Origin of the sequence: Zhenpiania hominis, assembly GCF_014333425.1 — a bacterium.
Lineage (GTDB): Bacteria > Bacillota > Clostridia > Peptostreptococcales > Anaerovoracaceae > Hominibacterium > Hominibacterium hominis.
Map to the genome: position 1 here is coordinate 501,048 of NZ_JACRYT010000001.1, position 25,113 is coordinate 526,160.

The 25,113-nt window shown below is 48.6% G+C and carries 24 protein-coding genes; 20 read left to right on the forward strand and 4 right to left on the reverse strand.

Translation table 11 applies throughout. From position 1 onward, the window contains the following. The first annotated feature begins 93 nt into the window (after window positions 1–93). Both H9L42_RS02560 and H9L42_RS02565 read left to right on the forward strand, forming a co-directional pair. Window positions 94–1,863: an ABC transporter ATP-binding protein gene (locus H9L42_RS02560; RefSeq protein ID WP_187301862.1), complete on the forward strand. Its 1,770-nt coding sequence runs from the start codon at window positions 94–96 to the stop codon at window positions 1,861–1,863. 3 nt (window positions 1,864–1,866) lie between these two features. Continuing rightward, complete coding sequence (locus tag H9L42_RS02565; RefSeq protein WP_187301863.1) at window positions 1,867–3,600, forward strand: ABC transporter ATP-binding protein; 1,734 nt, start codon at window positions 1,867–1,869, stop codon at window positions 3,598–3,600. Window positions 3,601–4,252: 652 nt separating this feature from the next. Here H9L42_RS02565 and H9L42_RS02570 read toward each other — a convergent pair. From H9L42_RS02570 to H9L42_RS02580, 3 genes are all read right to left on the reverse strand, one after another. Continuing rightward, on the reverse strand, window positions 4,253–5,578 hold the full coding sequence (locus H9L42_RS02570; protein ID WP_187301864.1) for an APC family permease: 1,326 nt from the start codon (window positions 5,576–5,578) through the stop codon (window positions 4,253–4,255). Between the two features lie 50 nt (window positions 5,579–5,628). Next, window positions 5,629–6,522 carry a carbon-nitrogen hydrolase family protein gene (locus H9L42_RS02575; protein WP_187301865.1) on the reverse strand — a complete coding sequence of 298 codons (894 nt, stop codon included), beginning with the start codon at window positions 6,520–6,522 and terminating at the stop codon, window positions 5,629–5,631. Window positions 6,523–6,598: 76 nt separating this feature from the next. After that, window positions 6,599–7,351, reverse strand: coding sequence for a helix-turn-helix domain-containing protein (locus H9L42_RS02580; RefSeq protein ID WP_187301866.1), 753 nt, complete (start codon window positions 7,349–7,351; stop codon window positions 6,599–6,601). Window positions 7,352–7,672: 321 nt separating this feature from the next. On the opposite strand from H9L42_RS02580, the gene H9L42_RS16800 reads away from it, so the two are divergent. The 6 genes from H9L42_RS16800 (at window position 7,673) to H9L42_RS02605 (ending at window position 12,007) form a co-directional block, all read left to right on the forward strand. After that, window positions 7,673–7,840 carry a hypothetical protein gene (locus H9L42_RS16800; RefSeq protein WP_207734893.1) on the forward strand — a complete coding sequence of 56 codons (168 nt, stop codon included), beginning with the start codon at window positions 7,673–7,675 and terminating at the stop codon, window positions 7,838–7,840. A 135-nt stretch (window positions 7,841–7,975) separates the two neighbouring features. Continuing rightward, window positions 7,976–8,485 carry a cyclophilin-like fold protein gene (locus H9L42_RS02585; RefSeq protein WP_187301867.1) on the forward strand — a complete coding sequence of 170 codons (510 nt, stop codon included), beginning with the start codon at window positions 7,976–7,978 and terminating at the stop codon, window positions 8,483–8,485. A gap of 17 nt (window positions 8,486–8,502) precedes the next feature. After that, window positions 8,503–9,036, forward strand: a complete 534-nt coding sequence (locus tag H9L42_RS02590; protein WP_187301868.1) for a flavodoxin family protein — start codon at window positions 8,503–8,505, stop codon at window positions 9,034–9,036. A gap of 16 nt (window positions 9,037–9,052) precedes the next feature. Then, the gene (locus H9L42_RS02595) at window positions 9,053–10,090 is read left to right on the forward strand and encodes an aldo/keto reductase (RefSeq protein ID WP_187301869.1); all 1,038 of its coding nucleotides are present in this window, start codon (window positions 9,053–9,055) and stop codon (window positions 10,088–10,090) included. Window positions 10,091–10,119: 29 nt separating this feature from the next. Beyond that, window positions 10,120–11,109, forward strand: coding sequence for a DUF362 domain-containing protein (locus H9L42_RS02600; RefSeq protein WP_187301870.1), 990 nt, complete (start codon window positions 10,120–10,122; stop codon window positions 11,107–11,109). Next, window positions 11,102–12,007, forward strand: coding sequence for a permease (locus H9L42_RS02605; RefSeq protein WP_187301871.1), 906 nt, complete (start codon window positions 11,102–11,104; stop codon window positions 12,005–12,007). The genes H9L42_RS02600 and H9L42_RS02605 overlap by 8 nt, the downstream gene beginning before the upstream one ends. Window positions 12,008–12,072: 65 nt before the next feature. Here the strand turns inward: H9L42_RS02605 and H9L42_RS02610 are convergent, their stop codons facing one another. Continuing rightward, window positions 12,073–13,491, reverse strand: a complete 1,419-nt coding sequence (locus H9L42_RS02610; protein ID WP_187301872.1) for an alanine/glycine:cation symporter family protein — start codon at window positions 13,489–13,491, stop codon at window positions 12,073–12,075. A gap of 331 nt (window positions 13,492–13,822) precedes the next feature. On the opposite strand from H9L42_RS02610, the gene H9L42_RS02615 reads away from it, so the two are divergent. From H9L42_RS02615 to H9L42_RS02675, 12 genes are all read left to right on the forward strand, one after another. Further along, a complete protein-coding gene (locus H9L42_RS02615; RefSeq protein WP_187301873.1) occupies window positions 13,823–14,521 on the forward strand; it encodes a response regulator transcription factor in 699 nt (232 codons plus the stop codon). Then, complete coding sequence (locus tag H9L42_RS02620) at window positions 14,521–15,468, forward strand: sensor histidine kinase (RefSeq protein ID WP_187301874.1); 948 nt, start codon at window positions 14,521–14,523, stop codon at window positions 15,466–15,468. The genes H9L42_RS02615 and H9L42_RS02620 overlap by 1 nt, the downstream gene beginning before the upstream one ends. A 67-nt stretch (window positions 15,469–15,535) precedes the next feature. Continuing rightward, on the forward strand, window positions 15,536–16,540 hold the full coding sequence (locus H9L42_RS02625) for an Rpn family recombination-promoting nuclease/putative transposase (protein ID WP_187301875.1): 1,005 nt from the start codon (window positions 15,536–15,538) through the stop codon (window positions 16,538–16,540). Between the two features lie 176 nt (window positions 16,541–16,716). Next, window positions 16,717–17,400, forward strand: a complete 684-nt coding sequence (locus H9L42_RS02630; RefSeq protein ID WP_187301876.1) for an ABC transporter ATP-binding protein — start codon at window positions 16,717–16,719, stop codon at window positions 17,398–17,400. After that, complete coding sequence (locus H9L42_RS02635; protein ID WP_187301877.1) at window positions 17,393–19,903, forward strand: ABC transporter permease; 2,511 nt, start codon at window positions 17,393–17,395, stop codon at window positions 19,901–19,903. The genes H9L42_RS02630 and H9L42_RS02635 overlap by 8 nt, the downstream gene beginning before the upstream one ends. Window positions 19,904–20,275: 372 nt before the next feature. Next, window positions 20,276–21,148: a GNAT family N-acetyltransferase gene (locus H9L42_RS02640; RefSeq protein WP_187301878.1), complete on the forward strand. Its 873-nt coding sequence runs from the start codon at window positions 20,276–20,278 to the stop codon at window positions 21,146–21,148. Window positions 21,149–21,178: 30 nt separating this feature from the next. Further along, entirely contained in the window at window positions 21,179–22,270 is a 1,092-nt protein-coding gene (locus H9L42_RS17410) for a GNAT family N-acetyltransferase (protein ID WP_346726273.1), read from the forward strand. Continuing rightward, window positions 22,246–22,446 carry a hypothetical protein gene (locus H9L42_RS02655; protein ID WP_187301879.1) on the forward strand — a complete coding sequence of 67 codons (201 nt, stop codon included), beginning with the start codon at window positions 22,246–22,248 and terminating at the stop codon, window positions 22,444–22,446. Before H9L42_RS17410 ends, H9L42_RS02655 begins: the two co-directional genes overlap by 25 nt. Then, window positions 22,443–23,159 carry a metallophosphoesterase family protein gene (locus tag H9L42_RS02660; RefSeq protein ID WP_346726274.1) on the forward strand — a complete coding sequence of 239 codons (717 nt, stop codon included), beginning with the start codon at window positions 22,443–22,445 and terminating at the stop codon, window positions 23,157–23,159. The genes H9L42_RS02655 and H9L42_RS02660 overlap by 4 nt, the downstream gene beginning before the upstream one ends. A gap of 90 nt (window positions 23,160–23,249) precedes the next feature. Beyond that, window positions 23,250–24,173 carry an NYN domain-containing protein gene (locus tag H9L42_RS02665; protein WP_187301880.1) on the forward strand — a complete coding sequence of 308 codons (924 nt, stop codon included), beginning with the start codon at window positions 23,250–23,252 and terminating at the stop codon, window positions 24,171–24,173. Window positions 24,174–24,207: 34 nt separating this feature from the next. Beyond that, window positions 24,208–24,642 (forward strand): NUDIX hydrolase, encoded by a 435-nt coding sequence (locus H9L42_RS02670; protein WP_187301881.1) that lies wholly within the window; start codon window positions 24,208–24,210, stop codon window positions 24,640–24,642. Window positions 24,643–24,705: 63 nt separating this feature from the next. Beyond that, entirely contained in the window at window positions 24,706–25,098 is a 393-nt protein-coding gene (locus H9L42_RS02675) for a Fur family transcriptional regulator (protein WP_187301882.1), read from the forward strand. The last annotated feature ends 15 nt before the right edge of the window (window positions 25,099–25,113 follow it).

The following is a 25,113-nucleotide window of genomic DNA, read 5'->3' on the forward strand; positions in this document are numbered from 1 at the left end:
TGAACGATAGTTAGCGAAAACTAACTAAAATTGCGCAAGATGATATCTATGAGTGATCGGTATCATCAACCGATGGAAAAGGGGGAATCTTTTTTGAAAAAACAATCAAACCTGTCACGCCTGCTCCAGATTGCGGGCAGTCACAAATACCTGATTTATGCTTCGTGGGTACTTTCAGCAATCAGCGCTTTCATCGCTTTGGTGCCCTTTTATTACATCTGGAAAGTGATTCAAGAAGTATTGGAAGTCGCGCCGGATTTTAGCCGTGCGCAGAATCTGACCCATAATGGCTGGATGGCAGTGCTGTTTGCGGTTATCGCCGTACTTGTGTACATAGCGGGACTGATGTGTTCCCACAAGGGAGCTTTTCGCATTGCAACGAACTTACGACTACAGACCATGGAGCATATTGTTAAGCTGCCGCTTGGGTTTGCGGAAAGCTTTGGCAGCGGCAGACTGCGTAAAATTGTCAACGAATCCAGCGCTGCCACCGAAACTTATCTCGCCCATCAACTTCCCGATCGGGCTAACGCGCTCGCTACGCCCTGCGGACTGTTGGTGCTGCTGCTGGTATTCGACTGGCGGCTCGGCCTTCTGAGCCTTATTCCGGTGGCGCTTGGGTTTTTGATCATGATGACAATGACCGGACAGCGGATGCAGGAGAAAATGAAAGAGTACCAAAATGCGCTGGATGATATGTCCAACGAGGCAGTGGAATATGTTCGGGGCATCCCGGTAGTCAAAACCTTTGGTCAGACGATCTTTTCCTTTAAAAAATTTAAAGGTTCGATTGACCGTTATAAAGTATGGGTAATTGCCTATACCAAACAGCTTCGAACGCCGATGATGTGCTATACGGCAGCCATTAACGGGGTTTTCGCGGCACTGATCGCGGGAGGTCTGTTATTTACGCAAAACGGCGCAACAACAGAATTTCTGCTGGATCTGATTTTCTATATTATCATTACGCCAATTATTTCTGTCACGCTGACGCGAATCATGTTCCAAAGTGAAAATGCCATGATTGTAAATGATGCATTGCAGAGGATCGACAGTGTTTTGACTTTGAAACCGCTGGGAGAGACAAAATATCCAAAGCATCCGAAAGACGCTTCGGTAGAGCTGCAAAAAATCCGTTTCAGCTATGATGGACAAACGGAAGTGTTGAAAGGCATTTCTCTTGCTGTACCGCAAGGACAGACTATAGCCTTTGTCGGGCCCTCCGGCGGTGGAAAAACGACGCTCGCCAATTTGATCTCCCGTTTTTTCGACCCTCAGAGCGGTACCGTCAGGATCGGCGGAGTTAATGTAAAAGAAATTGCCAAAGAGGAACTGATGAATACGGTTTCTTTTGTGTTCCAAAACAGCCGCCTTATTAAGGCTTCTATTTTGGAAAATGTACGTATGGGAAAACCCGACGCAACCCGGGAAGAAGTTCTTGCCGCGCTTCACAATGCTCAGTGTGATGATATTCTTGCAAAACTGCCTCGGGGCGTGGATACCGTAATTGGCGCAAAGGGCATCTACCTATCCGGCGGCGAGCAGCAGAGAATTGCCATCGCTCGTGTCATGTTGAAAAACGCGCCCATCATTATTTTAGATGAGGCGACTGCTTTTGCCGATCCGGATAATGAAACGCGTATGCAGGCCGCTTTTTCAAAGCTCTCTGAAGGGAAGACGGTCATTATGATCGCCCATCGGCTTTCTACTGTAGTAGGCGCGGATAAAATCTATGTTATTTGTGATGGACAGATTACCGAGAGCGGTACCAGCGGAGAACTGCTGAAGCAAGACGGAATGTTCAAGCGGATGTGGCAGAACTATCAGACTTCCGTTCAATGGAAGGTTGCAAAGGAGGTATAATAAATGCTAAAATGGCTGCAAAAACGATATGCTTTATCAGAACAGGGAGCAAAAGACTTGGTCAAAGGCTGCCTGGCCTGCGTCCTTCAGAATCTCTCCTTTATGTTTCCGGTGGGACTGCTCTATTTTTTAGTAGGCGACCTGATGAGTGGCGGCGTTTCCAATGAAAAAGTCGCCTATTACGTCATCGGCTGCGCAATATGTATCGGGTTTATTCTGTTTACCACTTACATCCAGTATAACGCCACCTACTTTGCCACTTATACAGAAAGCGGCGTAAGGCGCATCACGCTGGCAGAACGGCTGCGAAAAATTCCCTTGTCCTTTTTTGGCAAAAAGGATCTGGCTGACCTGACCAGTACGATTATGGCAGACTGCACATTTTTGGAACAGAGTTTTTCTCACTTTATCCCAGAGCTGGCGGGATCGATTATCTCCACGGTTCTGATCTCTGTCAGTCTGCTTATTTTTGACTGGCGCATGGCATTGGCGGCGCTTTGGGTCATGCCGATAGCGTTTGCCATTGTAGGGTTTTCTGCCAGGGTACAGGAAAAACTCAATCAAAAAGCCATGGATGTCAAAATGTCCTGTGCCGATGGAATTCAGGAGTGTATCGAAACGGTACGGGATTTGAAAGCAAATAATGCCGAAAAGAAATACCTGAACGGTTTGGAAAAGAAAATCCGCGCAGTGGAACATCGCTCGATTCTCAATGAATTTGGACTGGCGGCCTTTGTAGTTTCCGCGTCATTAGTGCTGAAATTAGGGATCGCTACGGTCGCGCTGGTCGGCTCCATCTTGCTGATTCAGGGAAGTCTGGATGTAAGAACCTTCTTCTTATTTTTATTGGTCGTATCACGCCTTTATGATCCACTGCAGGGCGCGCTTCAAAATCTGGCGGCAGTGATTAGCACGCGCACTAATATCGCCCGCATGAATGAAATCCTCGATCACCCCATCCAGCAAGGCGATAACAGACTTTCTAACGAAGGCTATGATATTGTCTTTGACCATGTGGAGTTTGCCTACAATACCGGAGAAACGGTTTTGAAAGATGTCTCTTTTACCGCGAAGCAGGGGGAAGTCACAGCTTTGGTGGGGCCGTCCGGCGGCGGCAAAACAACTGTTTCCCGGCTGGCGGCAAGATTTTGGGATGTCAGCCGCGGCAGGATCACTGTGGGAGGTATGGATATTTCCAAAACAGACCCGGAAGCGCTGTTATCTTTGTTTTCCATCGTATTTCAGGATGTAACCCTGTTTGACAACACTATTCTGGAAAATATTCGAATCGGGAACAAAGAGGCTGACGATGAGCAGGTGATGGCGGCGGCAAAGCTCGCGAATGTAGACGAGTTCGCTGAAAAACTGCCGGATGGGTGGAATACCAATATCGGGGAAAACGGATGCGAGCTTTCAGGTGGAGAGCGGCAGCGCGTTTCTATCGCCCGGGCTTTCCTGAAAAATGCGCCGATTATTCTTTTGGATGAAGCAACCGCTTCGCTGGATGTAGAAAATGAAACACTGATTCAGACAGCGCTCTCCCGCCTGATTGCGGATAAGACTGTGCTGGTGATTGCCCATCGAATGCGTACGGTGGCCGGCGCGGACAAGATCGTGGTGCTCTCGGAAGGCACCGTAGCGGAAGAGGGCGCGCCGGAGGAGCTAAAAGAGAAAAACGGTCTCTACGCCCATATGGTGAAATTACAGGAAGAAAGCCAGAATTGGAGATTCGTGTAAATAAAAAAGAAGCACCGCAAGCGCTTTGATGTCGGATGACCCCCAGCCCACGCCCGAGACGTTAAATGCATCTGCTTTTACTAGCAATATAGCAGAAGCTTTCTTGAAAAGCAACAGCCTAAAAGAAAGACGAGAGAAATAATCAGAAAATCATAAATTGGGTCATATTGTGATTGTTCAGATGGGGCAGTGGAAAAATGAAAGAAAAACCCTCGGTATCAAGCGTCATCTCAGGCATTGCCAGACAACTCATACTTGTCCGCCGATAGGCTTTCTACTAATAATTTACTTGGATCATCAGTAAAAATCAATAGTTCAGCTCGAAAAAATGTCAGATTTTTTCCCAGACAACGGGCTGCAATTGCCCGTGTGGGGAGTTAAATCTGACCTTGTAAATACATTCTATATTAAAATAAGAATCAAGTAAATAAAAAAAGCGCCACAACTGCTGAACATGCCGAAAGACCCGCAGCCTACGTCCAAGACGCCTGATGTATCCGCTTTTACTTAATAATATAACTGAGATATCGGTAAAAAGCAACACTGAAATTGATACGTCGCATTCTTCTTTCATAGCGCTATAGGGACGGTAAATAGCAGGAGACCGACCTAAAGATGGTCGGTCTCCATATATAATATGCCTATATTTTCATCAGTCATCAATTCCAAGTTCCGGAGGTTCCTCCTTCAGACCTTTTGTCAGAACAAGCAGATAGATAATTCCGATTACTACCCACGCGCATCCCAGGATGATGGCGATTCTGTCCAAATGTACCAGCAGATACAGACAGAACAAGGTGCCGATGATAGGGAAAACCAGGTACATAAAGAAGCCTTTGGTGGAACGCTCTTTTTTTCTTATGAAATAATGCGAGATAACCGCAATGTTAACAAAACAGAATCCGATGAGTCCTCCGAAGTTGATATACGCTGTAGCGGAAGTAACATCCAGAAAGATAGCGAACAGCGCGATGATTCCCGTCAGAAGGATGGCGTTTATAGGTGTTTTCGTTTTTCCCAGTCTTCCGAAAAGTTTTTTCGGCAGGACACCGTCTCTTCCCATGGCATACAAGAGCCGGGCGCCGCTTGCCTGTGCCGACAGACCTGCCGCGAACTGACCGGCGATGGTTCCGATAAGGAAGATGCCGCCGAAAACAGATGGAGCGACCTGGCGCGCGATGTCGTAAGCCGCGTTGTCAGGATTCGGATAATCGAAGGACGGATGCACCAGATGCGTAAAGTAAGTTACGATAAGGAAGATTCCGCCGCATACAAGCAGGGTCAGTATAATCGATCTCGGGATATTCTTTTCCGGATCAATGGTATCTTCTGTGAACGTCGTCAGCGCGTCAAATCCCAGGAAGCAGTAGCAGGCTGCGGCTGCTCCGGCTACCATATAGCTGAAATCTACATCCGGATTGTAGAAGGGTGAAAAGGAAGCCAGTGTGCCTTCACCCATTCCTTCGGTTATCGCTTTGATGGTGAAAATCAGGAACGCGATGATAATGATCACCTGGATGGAAACCATCACGAAATTAATTTTGCTTCCCACTTCAACACCTACAATATTGATAAGAGATGTAATTACAATGAAGCCTACCAGCCATACCCATTCCGGAACGGCGGGAACAGCGGCGCTGAAATAAGACGCGCCGATTAGCCAGATGGCCATGGGAAAGAATACATAACCCAGCAGAACAATCCATCCGGCGATAACGCCCAGTTTGGAGTTAATGGCTTTCCTGGTGTAAGTGTAAGCGGAACCCGCGGCAGGGTATGCCTTTGCCATATGACCGTAGCTTAGCGCAGTAAACAGCATGGCAATGATGGTAAGGCAGATGGAACCTGATTCAACGCCGTGAGAACTTGTGGCAATGACACCATATATCGTGTAAGCGATCATCGGCGTCAGGAAAGCTACACCAAAGATGACCAGATGATGCAGCTTCATGGTACGTTTTAGAGTATCGTCTTTCATTTAAATCCCCTTCTTCCTTTGTTCATAGTATTATTATTTTAGAAAGCAGTTTAGAGGAACTGCTTATAAATATCTGGTCTGTAATCCGGCTCGCCGGTGATTTCTTTATTGATAAACAGGCGTCTTTCCGCCAGGGAAAGATCGATGGTTTCCATCAGGATTCCTTCCTGCACATTGTCTTTGTTTCCCGCGTAATAATGGAGGTTGGTTTCGTAAAACGGTGTGATTTTCGGTCCGATGACGCAGCTTCCGCCTCCAAAATAGTTTACCTTATCCATACCGCAAAGGTTTGCGCTGACAACGTAGATGGTATTGCAGAGAACCCCGTATTCCAATGTCGGCGCATAGTAGTCAATGAATGCCTGGCGGCTTCCTTCTTTCGGAATTTCCTCCACGACAGCGGTAGGGTTCAGATACAGCCTGCTGCCCTGGCTGCAGTAATATCTCTGAAGTTCCGGGAACTGGTAGGTGTCAAAGCAGATGCCGACGGAAATCGGTCCCCAGGGAGTGTCGAACATGAATGGTTTGCTTCCTTTGGCGCACCAGATGCTTTCTGTTTCAAAAGGATGCATCTTCTGATAGGCTCCGATTACACCGTCCGGGCCGATTGCTACCGCGGAATTATAAAGTGTCGCGTCCGGAGTATCCTCCAGTTTTTCCGCCATACCAAAAACAACGTAGATTCCGTATTCTTTCGTGACCTCCGCAATCGCCCGGCAGGACGGCCCGCTGATCTGTTCCGCTGTCCGAATCTTTTCTTCCTGAGAGATGTTGTCATCTACATAGTAGTCATACCCAAAAAGACACATTTCCGGAAATAACACCAGATCCGCGCCGCGCTTTGCCGCGGCTTCGGCGAATCCGCACATTCTGGAAAGATTGCTGTCTTTATCCGCCGCGTCAACTCTGAAATTAACCGCGGCTACTGTAATAATGTCTTTCATGCTTTTCATTTTCTCCTTTTCTTTTCTATTTATTATTAAAATAATTACCCCTTGTCATTCCTGTTTTTCATCCGGCCTATTTGCCGGTGCAAGTGGCCTTGCATATAAACTCAATTCGCGATTTGGTATCCGACTTCTCCAGAATTTTAGAAACATGCTTTTTAACCGTTGAAATTGTGATACATTTTTCTTCCGCGATCTGTTCATTGGAATAACCTTTGAGAATCATAGAGGCAATATCCTGCTCCGCATTGGTAAGCGCGAACTTATGCGTGATATTTTCAAATAGAAACGCGTAATTGGAAGCTCGCAGTTCAATGTGGGGCTGGAATACCCTGCAGATTTCCATTTCCCTCTCTGTAAAATCGATGTCCTTTTCATTGCGGAACAGATCCAGAGAACCGATACAAAACCCTCTGTTTTCCAGATTCCATCGGAAATTGGTGTCTAGAGAAATTTTTGTATTAGCGGGAGTCACATAGTCAATAAAGTATTCGGTTTCTTTTCGCTGATTGATATCGAATGCCTCGGTACTTTTAATAACAACCTCTTTATTGGGCATCATTTTTTCCACAACATCGTCGATATTGCAATAGTAGCGTTCATAGTCAATCAGTTCTTTTTCGCTGAATCCCTGTCCAAGATAATCTTTGACAATGTCAGACGCGGAAAGATCATAAAAATAAATACAGGCTTTTTCATAAGGAACCAGTCTTTCAATATCGAGCAGAAATGTATTTAAAGCCTTTAAAATATCATTTTCACTGTTCATCCGCAAGATGATTTCGTTAATTTTTTGCCAATCCTTTGCATACAGTTCTTGACTCATATCTACCCCTTTCAATATTGTTTGACTTTTTTGTTAACAATTATACTATCGAAACCTGGTATAATCTATGGGTCCCAGGTACCATTTTTTTGAGAAAGAATAGAAAATATCGCAGGGAATCGCGCGGAGCGTTTGTAAGGAAGGGTATCTGTTGTATAATTGAAGGTATAAAAACAGGAGCGCATTTGAATCAAATGAAAAACAACAAGAACAACAATTTGCTTATGGGAAGTCTGTGCGCTCTGGGATGTGAAACTCTATACGGGCTAAGTTACAGTTTCACAAAGCAGGCTACAGCAGGGGCGACCGTACTATCGCTGCTTGGATGGGGATTTTTCCTCCTTTATTGGCGTTTCGACTATTGTTTCCATCCTGACCGGAGTGATTGTCTTAAAGGAAGCTGTTTCCGTTTTTCAGCTTTTAGGCGCGGCAGTTATTATCGCCGGGGTATATACCGCGAATTCCAGAACGAATGTACAGGAGCTGTGACCCGGAAGGCGGCAGGTCGTATCCTCTATTCGTGAAAAGCATGGTAAACAATAATTTCTAAGTATTAGACATTGAAAACGATTTGAACCTATAATGAAGTCGAAATAAAAGATTGTTTACCGGGGAGGAAAACCGATGAAGAAAAAAGCCGTATGGATGATTGCGCTTGTATTGCTTTTTACTCTGGCGGCCTGCGGAGCGGCAGAGGATCCACAGAGGAATGAAAGCGGAACGGAAGAAACGGGTGTTTCAAGTAGCCAGGCTTCACGGGAAGAGAGCGGAAGGCATGTAAAAATGACGATTGGAAGTCAGGAAATACAAATCCTTTTGTCCGATACGCCTGCCGCTGACAGCCTATACGAAATGCTTCCGCTGGAACTGGAGTTCAGCGACTATAACCAGACAGAAAAAATCGCCTATCCGCCGGACGAACTGGACACAGAGGGAGAAAACTTTGGCGTAGAACCTTCTGTCGGCGATGTGTGTCTGTATGAACCGTGGGGGGATGTCTGTATTTTTTATGAAGATTTCAGTTACTCCGAGGATCTTGTCTATCTGGGGAAGGTGGAATCCGGAATGGAGGCGCTGGCGGCTCAAAACGGAGATTTTGCAGCAAGGATTGAACCCGATGAGGAACAGGAATGAGGAAGGGGAGGTACACAATGAATATTTTAGTAATCGAAAGCAGTCCGCATAAACATGGATCGTCCAATCTTCTGGCGGATCAGTTTATAAAAGGAGCAAAAGAAAGCGGGCATCAGGTGACGGTTTTTGACGCGGCCCGCGCGGATCTTCATCCGTGTCTCGGCTGTGATTTCTGCGGTATGAACGGTCCGTGCAGCCAGAAAGATGACGGAGAAAAATTGAAGAAACAAATTTTGGACGCGGATATGATGGTATTGGTAACGCCTCTGTATTATTTCGGCGTCTGCGCGCAGCTGAAAACCGTAATCGATCGATTCTACAGTTTCACCGGAAAGCTGGACTCCAAAGGCATGAAAACTGCTTTGATTGTGGCGGCGTGGGACAGTAACGAGTGGACAATGACGGAAGTGGAATCCTATTACGATACGCTTTGCCGTTATATGAATTTTAAGAATCAGGGAAAAATTTTAGGAACCGGCTGCGGGAACGTTCCGATGACGCAGCGTACGGGCTTCCCTCGGCAGGCGTATGAACTGGGACGTTCTCTTTAAGAAGGAGGGAAAGAAATTGAAGTATACAAAACTGGGAAATTCGGAATTGAATGTATCGCGTATTTGTATGGGCTGTATGGGCTTTGGTGACGCGTCCAGAGGACAGCACAGCTGGACCATTGACGAGGGACACACGCGTGAAATTGTAAAAAGAGGGCTGGAGTTGGGAATCAATTTTTTCGATACGGCCATCGGTTATCAGAACGGAACCAGCGAACAGTATCTGGGCCGGGCGCTTGCGGATTTCGCCAAAAGAGAAGAAGTCGCGGTTGCTACGAAGTTTTTGCCCAGAACCAACGAAGAAATCGAAGCGGGCATCACAGGACAGCAGCATATCGAGCGGATGCTGGACAAGAGCCTTGAAAATCTGGGAATGGATTACGTGGATCTGTATATCTATCATATGTGGGATTACAGGACGCCGGTTTATGATATTCTGGAAGGATTAAACAATGCCGTGAAAGCGGGAAAAGCGCGATATATCGGCATCTCCAACTGCTTCGCCTGGCAGCTTGCCAAGGCCAACGCTCTGGCGGAAAAAGAAGGTTTCGCCAGGTTCGTATCTGTGCAGGGACACTATAATTTGATTTTCAGAGAAGAAGAGCGGGAAATGGCGCCTTACTGCGCGGAAGAAAACATTGCCATGACGCCTTACAGCGCGCTGGCAGGAGGAAGGCTGTCAAAGCATCCGGGTGAGACTTCAAAGCGACTTGAAGAGGACAGCTACGCAAAGCTGAAGTATGACTCCACCGCTGGCCAGGATCGCCTTATTATAGAGCGGGTGGCGGAACTGGCGGAAAAGCGTGGAGTGACCATGACGGAAATCTCCCTGGCATGGCTTTTGACAAAGGTTACGGCACCGATCGTGGGAGCTACAAAGATGCGCCATGTGGAAGGCGCGGCAAGATCCACGGAATTGGTGCTTGACAACAGCGAGATTGCTTATCTTGAGGAACCCTATGTTCCCCATAAGTTGGTTGGTGTGATGGCTCAGAATACACAGGCGGCAGCAGCTGACACACATGTATGGTCCGTGGGGGATCAAAAGCGATAGAAGGGGCATATGAGGAAAGGAGACGGAACATGAAACGAAAAAACGCGGCAGCGCTTCTTTCTCTGGCAGCTGCGCTGATGCTTCTGCTGGCAGGCTGCGGGCAGAACGAAACGTCCGTCCAGACGCAGACAAACGAATCATACAGTACGGATAATGACAGCGCGCCGGCCGTATATATGACAGAGGACGTCAGCCCCCAGGGACTGATGGCGGTTTACGAGGCGATGGAGGCTTCCCCCGGGGAAAATCCCGCTATAAAGCTTTCTACCGGTGAGCCGGGCAGCAACTATCTTCGTACGGATCTGATCGGATCCTTTGTCCAGTCCTTTGAAAACCCGACCATCGTAGAGTGCAACACGGCCTATGGGGGTTCCAGAGCCAGCACCGCCATGCACTATCAGGTTGCGGAGGACCATGGATATACAGAGATTGCCGATGTGGATATTATGGATGAAAACGGCTCTATGACGCTGCCGGTTAGAGGTGGAGATAATCTGACAGAAAACTATGTAGGAGCCAATTTCGCTAATTATGATTACTATATTGTGCTGTCCCACTTTAAAGGGCACTCCATGGCAGGCTACGGAGGGGCTATCAAAAATATCTCCATCGGAATCGCTTCCAGTGAAGGCAAGGAACATATTCACAGCGGCGGAACCGGAGGCAGCATGTGGGATGGCGACCAGGACGCTTTTCTGGAATCGATGGCAGAGGCGGGAAAGTCGGTTGTGGATTATCTGGACGGAAATATACTTTACATCAATGTGATGAACCGCCTATCCGTAGACTGTGATTGTGACGGCAGTCCGGCAGAGCCGGATATGCACGATATCGGAATTCTTGCTTCCTTTGACCCGGTAGCGGTGGATCAGGCCTGCGTTGATCTGGTATACGAAGCGGAGGACGGAGATTCTTTGGTTGAGCGCGTTGAGTCGAGAAACGGACTTCATACGCTGGAGCAGGCAGAGAAGATCGGGCTGGGAAGCCGCAGCTACAATCTGGTGAATGTGAATGACTGAGATTTTGCAGCATGAAGCGATTTATCTCTGGTATTATTTTTCCCTTCAGCTGGAACAGATTTTAGGATTCTGGATTCTGGGAATGGTTCTGGGATCCGCAATCTCTGTTTTCCTGAAAGATTCCATCCACCGTGGAGTGCGTCTCCTGGGAGGACAGAAAATCGGCGTCTTGGGAATCGGCGCGGCAAGCGCTCTGGGAATCGCCTCTCCCCTGTGTATGTATGGAACCATCCCCATTGCGGCGTCTTTTTCCAGGAGCGGCGTGGAGGACGATTGGCTGGCGGCCTTTATGATGAGTTCGATTCTTCTCAATCCTCAGCTGATTATTTACAGCGCGGCACTTGGTCCGGAGGCGCTTTCCGTAAGACTTATTTCCTGCTTTGTGTGCGGATGCGCGGCAGGAGTTTTGGTGCGCGCCGGTTACCGTGGCAAATCCTTTTTTAACTTCACCGGTTTTGATGAACCGCAGAGCCGGGATACGGATCCCAATAGGTTATTTCGTTTTCTGAAGAATCTGGGGAGAAATGTCAAAGCCACAGGAGTGTATTTCCTGATCGGCATTTTTCTTTCCGCCCTCTTTCAGAGGTATGTGCCCGCGGAAGCTATGGTATCACTGTTCGGCGGAGATGAGGCTTTTGGTGTGTTGATGGCGGCAACCATCGGAGTGCCTCTTTACGTCTGCGGAGGCGGGACGATTCCCCTTCTTCAGGCATGGCTTTATGATGGAATGAGTATGGGAAGCGCGGCGGCGTTTATGATTACCGGACCGGCGACAAAAATTACGAATCTGGGGGCGGTGAAGATCGTGCTTGGCTTAAAGCGGTTCCTGCTGTATCTTGCCTATGTAATGACTGCTTCTCTCATAACAGGATTGATTGTAAATCAAATTGTTTATTGAATGTGAAAAAAGACCTGACAGCGTGATTTGCGTCAGGTCTTTTCTTACTGATATAAAAACAGAATCTACTTCCAATATTCGGTGCCGCTTACTCCGATATCAGCGGCCTTAAACTCAAGCGATTCACCGGATTTTTTCTTTTTCGTGTAATCTTTGAGCGCTTTAAATGCCGTATTCCCCAGGATAATGCAGACTGGCACGTTGATCAGCGCCATACATCCCATAAGAACGTCCGCCGTATCCCACGCAAGTCCCGCGCTGAACTGGGCGCCTACAAAGATGATGATAACCGCCAAAAGCCGATAACAGAACATGAAGGGCTTATTGTTAAGAGCGTTTTTATACAGATAGCTGATATTCATTTCCGCGTAAAAATAGTTGCCGACTACTGTAGTATAGGCGAACAGAGCCAGAGCCGCTGTAATGAAATATCCTCCAAACGCGCCGAAGTTGACTCCCAGCGATTCCTGGATATATAATCCGCTCATAGCGTTGCCGGAAGCGTCCAAGTATCCGGAAGGATCCAGTCCCGCGCACAGTACCATAAAGGCGGTGGAAGAACAAATGAGCAGCGTATCAATGAATACGGAAAGCATCTGTACAAGCCCCTGCTTAACCGGATGAGATACATCAGCGGACGCCGCGGCGTTCGGAGCCGAACCGATACCTGCCTCGTTGGAATAAAGCCCCCGCTTAATACCGTTCATAATCGCCGCACCGAAGACACCTCCCGCTACAGAAGAAAAGTTGAAGGCACCGGTAAAAATACTGGCGATCACGGATGGGAAAGAGCCGATGTTTAAAATGATCATTAAGAGCGCAACCGCGATGTAGGCAACTGCCATGATGGGAACGATCACCTGCGTAGCCTTGGAGATTCTTTTCCCGCCGCCGAAGATTACAACCGCTGAAAGGATGGCTACTACCGCACCGATATAAAGGGTCGCGTTGTCTGACGGTACATATGCCTTGACAAAGTCCGTCAGGTTAAAAGAGGCAAGAGCGTTAAAGCCGCCCATATAGGTGAGGATCAGAAAAACCGCGAAGACGCCGCCCAGGGCGGGAGCCTTGAGCGCCTGTTTGATGTAATAGGCTGGTCCACCGTAGGAACCGTCCGATCCCTTTTTCTTATAGATCTGAGCCAGCGTTGACTCTACAAACGCCGAAGCGCCGCCGAGAAGCGCAATGAGCCACATCCAGAAAACCGCGCCCGGTCCGCCCATAATGATCGCGCCGGTAACACCTACGATATTGCCTGTGCCGACCCTTGACGCGGTGGATACCATAAGGGCCTGAAAGGAAGAAATCGAGTCTTTGTCCTTTTTCGGCTCCGCGATGACCCGGATCGATTCTCTTAGCAGCCGGATCTGGACAAACTTTGTCCGGAATGAAAAGTATATGCCTGCCGCGATCAATAGTACAATTAGGATGTAGCTGTACATATACCCACTGATACTGCTGATGATATTTGCTATGAAATCCATATCATACACTCCTTATTTTGTAAATAGATTGCTGATATATTCTATATGGATATCAGGTGAAAATCAAGTGAAATCTTTTCAGAGGGCATCAGGCGCGAACATATCTGGGTTTTTTAAAGCTAGATGGCGAATGTCATACAAATTTTACCATATTTTAGCGACTTAGAGGGTGCAAGGACTAAAAAACGCAGCTATTCTCCAAGTCTTTTCGATTTGTTCGCATATTGTGCCACCTGGTCGAAGAATTTGCCAGTTTGTTCGCGTTACGTTTGACAGCGCCAGGGCCAGACGGTAAACTGAACCTGTAGAATAAATCAGGGAGTTTAACGATATGCAGGCAAAGGAACACGGAAAACGATACATTATGCTGCTGGAAGATGACGAAGATCTGGCGGAAGGAATTGAACTATCCCTGCGAAGCGATGATGTGGAACTCGTTTCCTGCAGGAGCATTGCCCAGGCAGAAGAACAGATGAAGAAAAGAACATTCGATTTGCTGATCCTCGATATCAATCTGCCGGACGGAAGTGGTCTCGCGTTTTGCCGGAGCGTGCGGGCTTCAAGCCGCGTACCCATCGCTATGCTGACTGTAAAGGATATGGAAATGGATATTGTCAGAGGTTTGGAATGTGGAGCGGATGACTATATTACAAAACCTTTCAGCCTTATGGTGCTGCGGGCCAGAGTGCGGGCGCTGCTGAGGCGCGGCGGGGAAGAGAAAGCGGCAGGCTACCGGGACGAGAGATTCCGCTTTTCCTTTGACACTATGGAGTTCTATAAAGATGGCAGCGCTGTAGAACTGAGCAAGACGGAACAGAGGATTCTGTATCTGCTGGTGTCTAATCCGGGCAGAATTCTGACAAGAGATCGGCTGATGGAATGGGTATGGCCGGAAGGAACAGAATATGTGGAAGACAACGCTCTGTCTGTAGGCATCCGCCGTCTCAGGGACAAGCTGGAGGACGTGCCCTCAAAACCGGATTTCATTAAAACCGTTTACGGCAAAGGGTATCTGTGGGAGAAGTTCTGATGTACGGATATGCTGCAGTCATCGCCGCGGCCGCCGCAGTCTGCCTTGCCGTGTACATTCTGCTTCGGCGGCATTATGAGAAAAAAATGAAAGAAACTTACCGGAAGCTGCTCCAGAGCCTGGATCGCGCTCTGGCAGGGGAGCTTCCGGAAATTTCTTACGATGAATCCATGGATGGAGCCGTAATGGAACGGATCGGCAGAATCCTGCGCGCCTATCATGTCAACCATGACAAAGCCGGAAAAGAGAGGGACGCGATCCAATCTCTGATTTCGGATATTTCCCATCAGATTCGGACGCCTCTCGCGGGCATCATGCTTTACGGAGGGCTTCTAAAGGAGCAGAAACTAAGCCCTGAGACCGAGAGCCTGGCTGATAAAATTCAAAAGCAATCGGAAAAGCTGGATTTTTTTATGAAAGAACTGATCCGGACATCCTATATTGAACAGGAGATGATTTCCATAAGCCCGGAGAAGATCGAGGTGGAATCCATTGTCGATATGGCCTTTCAGAATGTGGAACTTGCGGCGTTAAAACGGGGTGTAACTCTTGTGCGAAGGGAAATAAGCGGGGTCTGCTACGCGGACAGAAAGTGGACGGCGGAGGCTCTGGGAAATGTCCTGGACAACGCGATCAAATATTCGCCGGAAGGAGCTTCCGTTCATGTGGAGACGATAGCCTATGAGTCCTTTCTTTGTATTCAGGTACAGGATTTTGGAATCGGAATTCGGGAAGAGGAACAGGGGCGAATTTTTGAACGGTTTTACCGATCCGATGATGTCAGAAATCAGCCGGGATTTGGGATCGGTCTTTATCTCGTGAGAGAGATTCTGCGAAAAGAGGGAGGATATGTCAAAGTGGAATCAGAAAAAGGGAACGGAACGAAGGTAAAACTGTTTTTGTCGTGTTATGAAAATTTTTCTGCGGATTTAAATGGAAAATATTGACATATCGCTATAAATGGAATAAAATTACAGTAAATGTTATCCAAATCAAAAGGGAGGGATTTACTGTATGAAGAAAACGGTACATCGAGAGCCGCTGACCAGCGACATCATTTTCAAAGCTGTATTCGGCCGGGACACGCCAGGATGCAAACGGGCGCTCATCGGCCTTTTGAACCGGATTTTAGAATGGGAGGAAGATCCTATCGTAGATCTGGTATATCTGAACCCTTTTTCCATGGCGGAGCTGGAAGGAGCCAAAGAGATCATCATGGACATTCTGGTGGAAACCAGCCGGGGAGAGCAGATCGACATCGAGATGCAGATTGGAACTACCCGGGAACTGATGAACCGCTTTCTGTACTATCTGAGTAAACTGGTAGTGCGGGGGTTGGAAAAGGGAGAGGACTATGGTAAACTGAAAAAAAGCATCGTAATCGTGATCCTGCGGGACCGGTATTTTCCGGACAGCGAACCGGCTCACAGCTGCTTTGTGATGAAGAGCCGGGAGACAGGATACGATCTGAGCGAACTGGCACAGCTGCATGTACTGGAACTGGGGAAATACCGGTGGAAGGAAAAGGAAGCGGAGGAAATGAGCCCGCTGGAAGCGCTGAGCGCGTATCTGAGCTGCACCGGAGATCCGGAGAAGGAAGCATATGTAGAGAAGCTGGTGGGGAAAGGAGATGAAGTGATCGCCATGGCGGATGAAGAACTGAAAAAAGTGAGTGAAGATGATCGGTTGTTCGCGTACCGGATGTCCAAGGAGATGTACCAGATGGATCAGGCGATTCGCATGCGGACAGCGAAGGAAGAGGGCCTTGCCGAGGGTCTTGAAAAGGGCCGAACAAGGGGTCTTGCAGAGGGTCTGGAGAAAGGCCGAACCAGAGGTCTTGCGGAAGGCATGGAACAGGGAATGAAGCGAGGCATGGAAAAAGGCATTGCACAGGGAATGGAACGTGGTCGCAGCGAAGAACGGATGGAACTGGCGCGAAAATTGAAACAGAAAAAGATGCCGATGGACGAAATTATGGAACTTACAGGCCTGGCCCCTGAGGATATCGAAAAACTTTGAACACAGAAAAAGGACTCTTGCCGGAGTCTTTTTTTCGTGTATTGACAGATGCGTCTGTTTCAGGAAGCCCGCGGCAATTGCGAAAAAGATGACAAAACTGTCATCTTCAGGAAAGATTTGAGAAAGAATATTCTGTTAGGCTCAGAAGCAGAAAAAAAGAAAGCAGGTGTGTATGTATGGACATATTGAGGACGAGAAATCTCAAAAAGTATTATGGCGCGGGACAGACGCTGGTAAAAGCGCTGGACGGCGTTACCCTTTCGATCAGGGAAGGGGAGTTCCTGGCGATTGTCGGAACCTCGGGAAGCGGAAAATCCACGCTTCTTCATATGCTGGGCGGCCTGGACACTCCGACCTCAGGAGAAATTATCGTAGACGGCAGGGATATTTCCGGCATGGAGAAGGACGAACTTACGATTTTCAGAAGAAGAAAGATCGGATTTGTCTTTCAGAATTATAATCTGCTGCCGGTCATGAATGTTTATGAAAACATTGTGCTTCCCGTGAAGCTGGACGGAATACGGCCGGACAAAGGGTATGTGGATTTGGTTCTTACAGCGTTGGGCCTGGAGAAAAAGAAATACGACATGCCGGACCAGTTGTCCGGCGGACAGCAGCAGAGGGTGGCTCTGGCAAGAGCCCTGGCGGCAAAGCCTGCTATCGTGTTAGCGGATGAGCCGACGGGCAATCTGGACAGCCGGACAAGTCAGGATGTTCTGGGGCTGATGAAAACCTGCGGGCAGCGATTCGGACAGACCATTGTGATGATCACCCATAATGAGGAAATCGCCCAGATGGCGGACCGGATTATACGGATCGAAGACGGAAAAATTTTCGGAGGTGCGGGCGGCCATGCTTAAAGTAGAAAACAAAAAAGTAACAGGTGAAGTGGCGAGGGCCACCTACAAAGCAAACAGAAAACGCAACGCCCTCATCATTTTCGCGATCCTGCTGACAACCCTTCTGATCGCAGTGGTAGCGGCGGTGGGGATCAGCTATTGGAAAGCGGTTTCCGAGCGGCAGATCCGTATGGAAGGTATGGATTATGATATTGCTCTTACCGAACCGCGGGAGGAGCAGGTGAACCGGATCCGCGGTATGAAAGAAGTTGCCTGCGCGGGAGTCGCGGTAAAATGCGCGATTTTAGAGCAGTACCAGGATAAAACCCTGGATAAGACCAGGCTCTACTGGCTGGATAAAACCTGTTGGGAAAAACAGACCCTGCCTGCCCTGGAAACCTGGAACGGCAGTTATCCGAGGAAGGAAGAGGAAATCATGCTGAGCACTTTCGCTCTCAAAAACATGGGAATTAAAGAACCCAAAATCGGAATGGAGCTTCCGCTTACCTATTTCACATTGGCAGAAGGGGAGAATGAGACGTCTTTCGAAAAAGAGTTTGTTCTTTGCGGATGGTACACGGATTACAGCGGAGATATGCGCGGCTATGTCTCGCAAAAATTCTTTGAAACCACGGGGGTGGAACAGACCGACTTCACCCAGGGAAGTCTGAAAATTACATTGAACAACCCGCTGTATTCCGAGGAGGATATTGTCGCTATGCAGAAGGCGATCCGCGTGGAGGACAGGCAGATCATTGAAGCGGATTATGATACCATCTCCGCTTTCTGCAAAACGGTGATTTGTCTGGGTCTGCTGCTTCTCATGATTTTCGCCAGCGGATATCTCTTTATCTATAATGCGCTGTATATTTCAGTTTCCAAAGACATCCGGTTTTACGGGCAGCTTAAGACCGTGGGGATGACCTCCGTTCAGCTGAAAAAAACGGTATGGCTGCAATCTCTCTGGAATGCGGCCGCAGGGATCCCTCTGGGAATCCTTTCCGCGGCGGTTGTGTCAAAACTTGTGATTCCGGGAATTCTCTCCGCGGTAAATCCCCAGCTTCCCGCGGAGGATTTCGCCTCGGTTCCCTTATGGGTCTTTTTCCTGGCGGCAGGGTTCGCGTTTTTTACAAATCTGGTAAGCTGCAGGAAACCGGTAAAAATGGCAGGGGAGTGCTCCCCGGTGGAAGCCATGCGCTATACGGCAGTATCTTCCAAAAAGAGAACGGGCAGATGGACAGCAGGCGGCACAGGAGCGATGGCTTTTCAGAATCTGTTTCGCGATAAAAAGCAGGCGTTTATCATTTTTATCTCTTTTATTATCGCCCTTTCCGTCTTTCTGGTGGTCAATGAAGTGATCCGGGAAAACGACGCGAAGCTGATTTTAAACGAGACTTCCTCCTATGACATTCGTTTTAAAAATGAGACCACCCTGGATGAAATCAGAAAGCCCCTGCTTACCGAAGAAAAAATCGAAAGGGTGAGAAAAATTCCGGGAGTCAGAGAAGTGCGGAAGGTAACTTCCACAGAGATTGTGGTTCCTTACCAGGAGGCGGTGTATGGAAGATACTATAAAGAACTCTATCAATCCAGATACAGTCCGGGGAACTACCAGGCGGATATGAAACAGTATCGAAAACATCCGGAAAACAGCAGTTTTACCGCCAGATTCATCAGCGTGGACGAGAACGGGTTTCATGTATTGAATGAAAGTCTGGGAAATGTGCTGGACAAAAAAGCCTTTGAAGCGGGAGAAATCGCGGTGGCAGCGAAAACTTTCACAGAAGGAGACAACGGAATCGCAGGGAAAAAAGTACGGTTTTATCTGCCGGAGGGAAGGTCTCCGAAACAGGAACGCTCCATCCGGATCGCCGCAGTAGGAGATATCTACAGCAATCCGGCCTATTTTGCGGGAGGCTATACGCCGGATTTGATTGTCAGCGAACCGTATGCCAGGAACCTGATGGGGAATAATCTGTTTACGGAACTGATTGAAGTGGAATATGAAGAAGCCTTTTCTCAGGAAACGGAAAAACAGGTGAAGGCTGTTTTCGCGGAAGAAAAGCAGATTTCCAGCGAATCCAAGCTGGATCGATACACGGAGATGAAGAGATCGGAAAATCAGATTAAGGTGCTGGGCGGCAGTCTGGGGCTTATTATCGCGATACTGGCGATACTGAATTATCTGAATATGATGGCCGCCAGCGTCCAGAACAGGGCCAGGGAACTGGCGACCCTTGAAAGTATCGGCATGACAACCAGGCAGATCCGCAGGATGCTGCGGCTGGAAGGCCTTGGCTATGCCGGAATTTCCGCGGTGATTTCGCTGATCGCCGGGCTTCCGCTCAGTTATGTGGTTTTTAAAGGAACAAGCCTTTATCGGATTTCTTTTTCCGTTCCCTGGCTGAGCGACGCCTTGATGATTGCGGCGATTCTGCTTGTCTGTATGACCGCGCCGGTTGTGATTTATAACCGAACGCAGACGGACAGCATTGTACAGCGGCTCAGAAGCGGGGAAGAGTAGGGGAGACATACCTGCGGCGAGTGCTGACGGCGTCAGGCGCGAACATATTTGGATTTTTTAAAGCTAGATGGCGAATATGATACAAAATTTACCATATTTTAGCGGATTAGATGGCGTAAGGACTAAAAAACGCAGCTATTATCCAAGTCTTTTCGATTTGTTCGCGTATTGCGCCGCCTTGTCGAAGAATTTGCCAGTTTGTTCGCGTTATCTTTGATTTGGTTCCTGTGAATATCAAAACAGTGTTTTCCAGTGATTTTATAACTGGAATTTTTCAAAAGGCATATATTTTCTCGAAGGTGGAACGGTTGACAGCGCCAGGCCCAGACGGTAAACTGAACCTGTAGAATAAATCAGGGAGTTTACTTATATATGCAGTATTCAATCGAAACCCGCATTCGGGACAATCCGATCCTGCGAAGCAGTTTTAACGCGCTGGCGGAAGAAACCTTTGGCCTTTCTTTTGAAGCATGGCATCAGGCAGGATACTGGACGGAACGGTATCTTCCTTATGCGACCTGCGCGGGCGGCAGAGTGATCGCCAATGCTTCCGTAAACCTTATGGATACAGTCTGGAATGGAAAAACGCGCAGGTTCATCCAGATTGGAACCGTCATGACGGCCAGAGACGCGCGGGGGATGGGGATTGCCCGGAGTCTGCTGGAACGTATTTTACAGGACTGGGAGCGCCGGAGCGATTTGATCTATCTCTTTGCCAACGATACGGTGCTGGACTTCTATCCCAGATTCGGATTTGAGAGGGTACAGGAATATCAGTTTCGCGTGAAGCAGCCGCGGGGAGCGGGAGCGCCTCTGCGGAAGCTGGATATGGAGAAAACGGAAGATCGGGAAGTTTTGAGGGACTGCTATGAAAGAGGAAATCCTCTTTCCCGGCTTCCTATGCGCAATAATTTCGGACTGCTCATGTTTTACTGTTCTTCCTTTTTGAAAGACTGCGTCTACTACAGCAGGGACCTTGACGCCGTCCTTGTGATCGGGGAGGAAGACGGGGAGCGGCATCTGATCGAGTTTCTGGGCGGAGGGGCAGGAATTTCGCTGAAAGACGCCGCCGACGCCGCCGGGGAAGCCGGAGCGGAGGATATTCTGCTTGGTTTCGCGCCCGAGGATCCGGAGGGCTGCGTTATCGAGAATCTGGATACGGAAGATTTTCTGTTTGTCCGTTCCGGGAGGGAAACCATAAAAAGCGTGGATCGGGTTCGTTTTCCGGAACTTTCCCACGCATAACGGCAGACTGAAGCAGGGAGGAAATGGGAAATGGTACGGACAGAAACAGACGCGCCTGTAAAGCTGCGGAGGTATCGGCCGGAGGACTGCGGGAAACTGGCGGAGCTGTTTTATGAAACCGTCCACTTTGTAAACGCCGCGGATTACACAAAAGAGCAGCTTGATGTCTGGGCGCCGAAACAGCGGGATCTGGCCGCGTGGAACGCGTCGCTTTTATCGCATTACACGCTGGTGGCAGAGATGGGAACGGAGATTGTCGGGTTTGGAGATATGGATGAAAACGGATATCTGGACCGGCTCTATGTGCGCTGGGACTGTCAGAAACGGGGCATTGCCGGCGCCATCTGCAGCGCGTTGGAGCGGGCTTGCGGCAGAGGGAGGTTTACCGTCTGCGCTTCCATTACCGCGAAGCCGTTCTTTGAAAAGCGGGGATACCGGGTGGAAAGGGAGCAGGAGGTTGTGCGGAACGGAATCCGTTTGACAAATTACCGAATGGCAAAGCAAAGGAGAAACGTGATGAAATGCACCATTTTAATGGGAAGTCCGAGAAAAGAAGGAAATACCATCGCGCTGGCAAAGCCCTTTATGGAAGAACTAAAGCGGCGGGGCGCGGACTGCAGCCTGATCTGGCTGTATGACAGGGACATCCGTCCGTGCATTGCCTGCCGGGCCTGCCAGAAAGATTGGGAGCGGGCTTATTGCTGTCAGGAGGATGATATGGGGGAGCTTTTCGCGGAAATTTTAGAAAGCGATCTACTGGTGCTGGCATCCCCCATTTACTCCTGGTACTGCACCGCGCCTATGAAAGCGGCTCTGGATCGGCTGGTATACGCCATGAACAAATACTACGGAGAGGAAAAGGGGCCGTCCCTGTGGGCGGGAAAAAGGGTGGCGCTGATTACCACCTGCGGCTACCGGCCGGAAAAAGGAGCGGATCTTTGGGAAGCCGGTATCCGGCGCTACTGCAAACATTCTCAGCTTGTATATCACGGTATGCTGGCGGAGCGCCATCTGGGCTACCATACGGTATTCATGGATGAGGGGAAAAAGCAGCGCGCGGTTCAATTCGCGGGGGAATTATGGGAGACAGTAAAGGAATGCGGAGAAAAGGCAGAGAAATAACGGATTTTCAGGAGATACTGGAGGTTATGAAGCGGTGCCGTGTGTGCCACGTAGGATTTCACAGCGAGGAAACGGAAAACTATCATTTCCACAGGGAAGTTGTGCCTTGTACGGCGGTGCTGCGACTGAAGGTAGAATCTCTCAGCGCCAGGAGAAGAAAGGTGGGACTTCCGTGAGAACAGGGGATAGAAAGAAGCGGGACTGGTATTTTATAATCACAATGGGAATGGGGCTTTTGGTTTGCGCGGCTTCGCTGGCGCTACTTGTTTACCTTCTGCGTCTTGTGGTGATCCATGGCATGGATCTGACGCTGGCCATGTTTCTTTTTGTCCCGATTCTCACCTTTGCGGCTGGAATATTTTTTATCCGGATCTCAGGACTGGAGACCCTGGAAGAAGAAATGGAAGAAGAGGGATTTGTTTTGCGGAAAATTGGAATTCTTTCCGATACCCACGGCCTTCTGCGGCCGGAGGTAATCGGTATTTTGCGGGAATGCGACGCCATCCTGCACGCAGGCGATTTTGACAATCCGGAGGTGCTGGAAGAACTGGAAACCATCGCGCCGGTATACGCGGTACGGGGCAATAACGATACGGGACCATGGGCTCAGTCCCTTGAGAAGACTTTACGGGTCGAAATCGAAGGCCTTCGCTTTTTAATGGTCCACAAGCGAAATGATCTGCCTCAAAATCCGGAAGACGCGGATATTGTTGTCTTCGGACACTCCCATAAATACAGCTGCCAGGAAGAAGATGGCGTTTTATGGCTGAATCCGGGAAGCTGCGGAAGAAAACGGTTTCATCTTCCTCTGACGCTTGCGGTGGTGGAACTGGAAGAAAACAGCTTCCGGATCAAGCAGCACATTCTGGACGACAGCGGTTCCAATTGACTTTACCGTGGAAAAGTGATACCATGAAAATAGTTGAAATCATGCGGTTTACCCGCGAAAAGAAAAAAGGAGAAAAGTCAGGAGAAGATTTTGGAAAAGAGATTTGCGTTACTGATTGATGCGGACAACGTTTCCGCCAAGTACATTGATCCGATTCTGGACGAGCTGTCTAAATACGGCAATGTAACCTACAAACGAATTTACGGAGACTGGACGAGCCGTCAGAATTCCAGCTGGAAGGAAGAGCTTCTTACCAGTTCGATTACGCCGATCCAGCAGTTCAGTTATACAGCCGGGAAAAACGCTACGGACTCGGCACTGATTATCGACGCCATGGATATTCTCTACACCAATACGGTAGATGGGTTTTGCATTGTTTCCAGCGACAGCGATTTTACCAAGCTGGCCAGCAGAATCCGCGAATCGGGACTGACCGTGATCGGTATGGGAGAGAACAAAACGCCTATGGCTTTCCGCAAGGCCTGTGATATTTTTACCCGGCTGGAACTGCTGGAAGGGGAGAATGAAGCCAAAGAAGAGGTTAAGGAAGACGCGGGAGTCAAGGATATTGACAAATCCACCATTGAAGACGCCATTGTGAAAATCATCACCGAGAATACCAACAACGGAAGAGAGACCGGCCTGGCGGAACTGGGAAATCGGCTGCTCAAGCTGTATCCGGATTTTGACGTCAGAAGCTACGGCTACAGCCTGCTGTCCAAGCTGCTGGAAGAGTTTCCGAAAATCCGCCTGCTGAAAAAGGGAAATTATGTGTCTGTCAAGCTGGCGGAAGGTACGAATGTGGAAGAATTTATCCGGGAAACCGTGCGGTCCGCGGGAAGAGACGGCCTGGAACTAGGCGCGCTGGGCCAGGAGATTCATCAGAAATTTGACAATTTTAATGTGCAGGATTACGGCTTCTCCCAGTTTAAAAAGTATATCCGCAGCATCGGAGGCATCGAAGTGCGGAAAAGCGGCAGCCAGAACATGGTAAGATACAGGGAAAACGGATGAGACGCGGCAGGATGGCCGAAGTAAGGAGAATGTGATGCAGGTATATAATTGCATTATGGTATATAAAGATGAGCAGCGGAAAGAGCTGCTCTTTTGCAAGCGGAAAAAAGATCCTTATAAAGGGAAATTTAATCTGGTAGGCGGAAAAATCGAGCCGGGAGAAAACGGGTTTGACGCGGCTTACCGGGAGCTGGAGGAAGAAACGGGAATCACCAGAGAAGAAATTTGTCTGCGCCATATGATGGATTTCACATATTTTAATCAGAACTGTACCGTAGAGGTGTACGTGGGGGTTCTGGAGCGGGAAAAAGAGCTGAGGGCTGAGGCGCACCCCCTGTACTGGCTGAGTACAGAGGAGGATTTGTTTGATCTGGAAAAATTCGCGGGAGAAGGGAATATCGGACATATGGTGCAGCAGGTTGTGTGTTATGGGGACGGAGCCTGTGAGCTGGAAGAAAAAGCTTATTGACAAGAATCTGCTCTTGAAATATAATTTTTAATAATAATAAATATCAATAAGGGGCGTGATCGTATGCAGACCAGAAATACACTGCAGAAAGATATTATTTTAAGGGCGGTGAACAAGCTCCGCGATCATCCGACTGCGGATATGGTTTATGAAGAGGTCGTGCGGGAGTATCCGAGAATCAGCAAAGCTACCGTTTATCGCAACCTGAACCAGATGGCGAAGCTGGGACAGATACACAAAGTGCAGATCCCCAATTCAGCGGATCGATATGATTTCAATCTGGAGAAACATTATCATTTCCGATGCAGAGGCTGCGGAAAGGTTTTTGATATGAAACTGACGTACATGGAAGAGCTGGATGATATAGACGTAGGGGAGCCTGGATTTCGGATCGAAAGCCACAGTATTCTGTTTGAGGGATTGTGTCCGCAGTGCCTGAAGACGGCGGCCAGTTGAAGCATAGGGAAAGTC

Excerpts from the sequence above, each read along its gene's own strand:
- H9L42_RS02565 (WP_187301863.1), top strand. The coding sequence starts at position 1,867 with ATGCTAAAATGGCTGCAAAAACGATATGCTTTATCAGAACAGGGAGCA.
- H9L42_RS02570 (WP_187301864.1), bottom strand. The coding sequence starts at position 5,578 with ATGAAAGACGATACTCTAAAACGTACCATGAAGCTGCATCATCTGGTC.
- H9L42_RS02575 (WP_187301865.1), bottom strand. The coding sequence starts at position 6,522 with ATGAAAGACATTATTACAGTAGCCGCGGTTAATTTCAGAGTTGACGCG.
- H9L42_RS02580 (WP_187301866.1), bottom strand. The coding sequence starts at position 7,351 with ATGAGTCAAGAACTGTATGCAAAGGATTGGCAAAAAATTAACGAAATC.
- H9L42_RS02585 (WP_187301867.1), top strand. The coding sequence starts at position 7,976 with ATGAAGAAAAAAGCCGTATGGATGATTGCGCTTGTATTGCTTTTTACT.
- H9L42_RS02590 (WP_187301868.1), top strand. The coding sequence starts at position 8,503 with ATGAATATTTTAGTAATCGAAAGCAGTCCGCATAAACATGGATCGTCC.
- H9L42_RS02600 (WP_187301870.1), top strand. The coding sequence starts at position 10,120 with ATGAAACGAAAAAACGCGGCAGCGCTTCTTTCTCTGGCAGCTGCGCTG.
- H9L42_RS02605 (WP_187301871.1), top strand. The coding sequence starts at position 11,102 with ATGACTGAGATTTTGCAGCATGAAGCGATTTATCTCTGGTATTATTTT.
- H9L42_RS02610 (WP_187301872.1), bottom strand. The coding sequence starts at position 13,491 with ATGGATTTCATAGCAAATATCATCAGCAGTATCAGTGGGTATATGTAC.
- H9L42_RS02615 (WP_187301873.1), top strand. The coding sequence starts at position 13,823 with ATGCAGGCAAAGGAACACGGAAAACGATACATTATGCTGCTGGAAGAT.
- H9L42_RS02620 (WP_187301874.1), top strand. The coding sequence starts at position 14,521 with ATGTACGGATATGCTGCAGTCATCGCCGCGGCCGCCGCAGTCTGCCTT.
- H9L42_RS02625 (WP_187301875.1), top strand. The coding sequence starts at position 15,536 with ATGAAGAAAACGGTACATCGAGAGCCGCTGACCAGCGACATCATTTTC.
- H9L42_RS02630 (WP_187301876.1), top strand. The coding sequence starts at position 16,717 with ATGGACATATTGAGGACGAGAAATCTCAAAAAGTATTATGGCGCGGGA.
- H9L42_RS02635 (WP_187301877.1), top strand. The coding sequence starts at position 17,393 with ATGCTTAAAGTAGAAAACAAAAAAGTAACAGGTGAAGTGGCGAGGGCC.
- H9L42_RS02640 (WP_187301878.1), top strand. The coding sequence starts at position 20,276 with ATGCAGTATTCAATCGAAACCCGCATTCGGGACAATCCGATCCTGCGA.
- H9L42_RS17410 (WP_346726273.1), top strand. The coding sequence starts at position 21,179 with ATGGTACGGACAGAAACAGACGCGCCTGTAAAGCTGCGGAGGTATCGG.
- H9L42_RS02655 (WP_187301879.1), top strand. The coding sequence starts at position 22,246 with ATGCGGAGAAAAGGCAGAGAAATAACGGATTTTCAGGAGATACTGGAG.
- H9L42_RS02670 (WP_187301881.1), top strand. The coding sequence starts at position 24,208 with ATGCAGGTATATAATTGCATTATGGTATATAAAGATGAGCAGCGGAAA.
- H9L42_RS02675 (WP_187301882.1), top strand. The coding sequence starts at position 24,706 with ATGCAGACCAGAAATACACTGCAGAAAGATATTATTTTAAGGGCGGTG.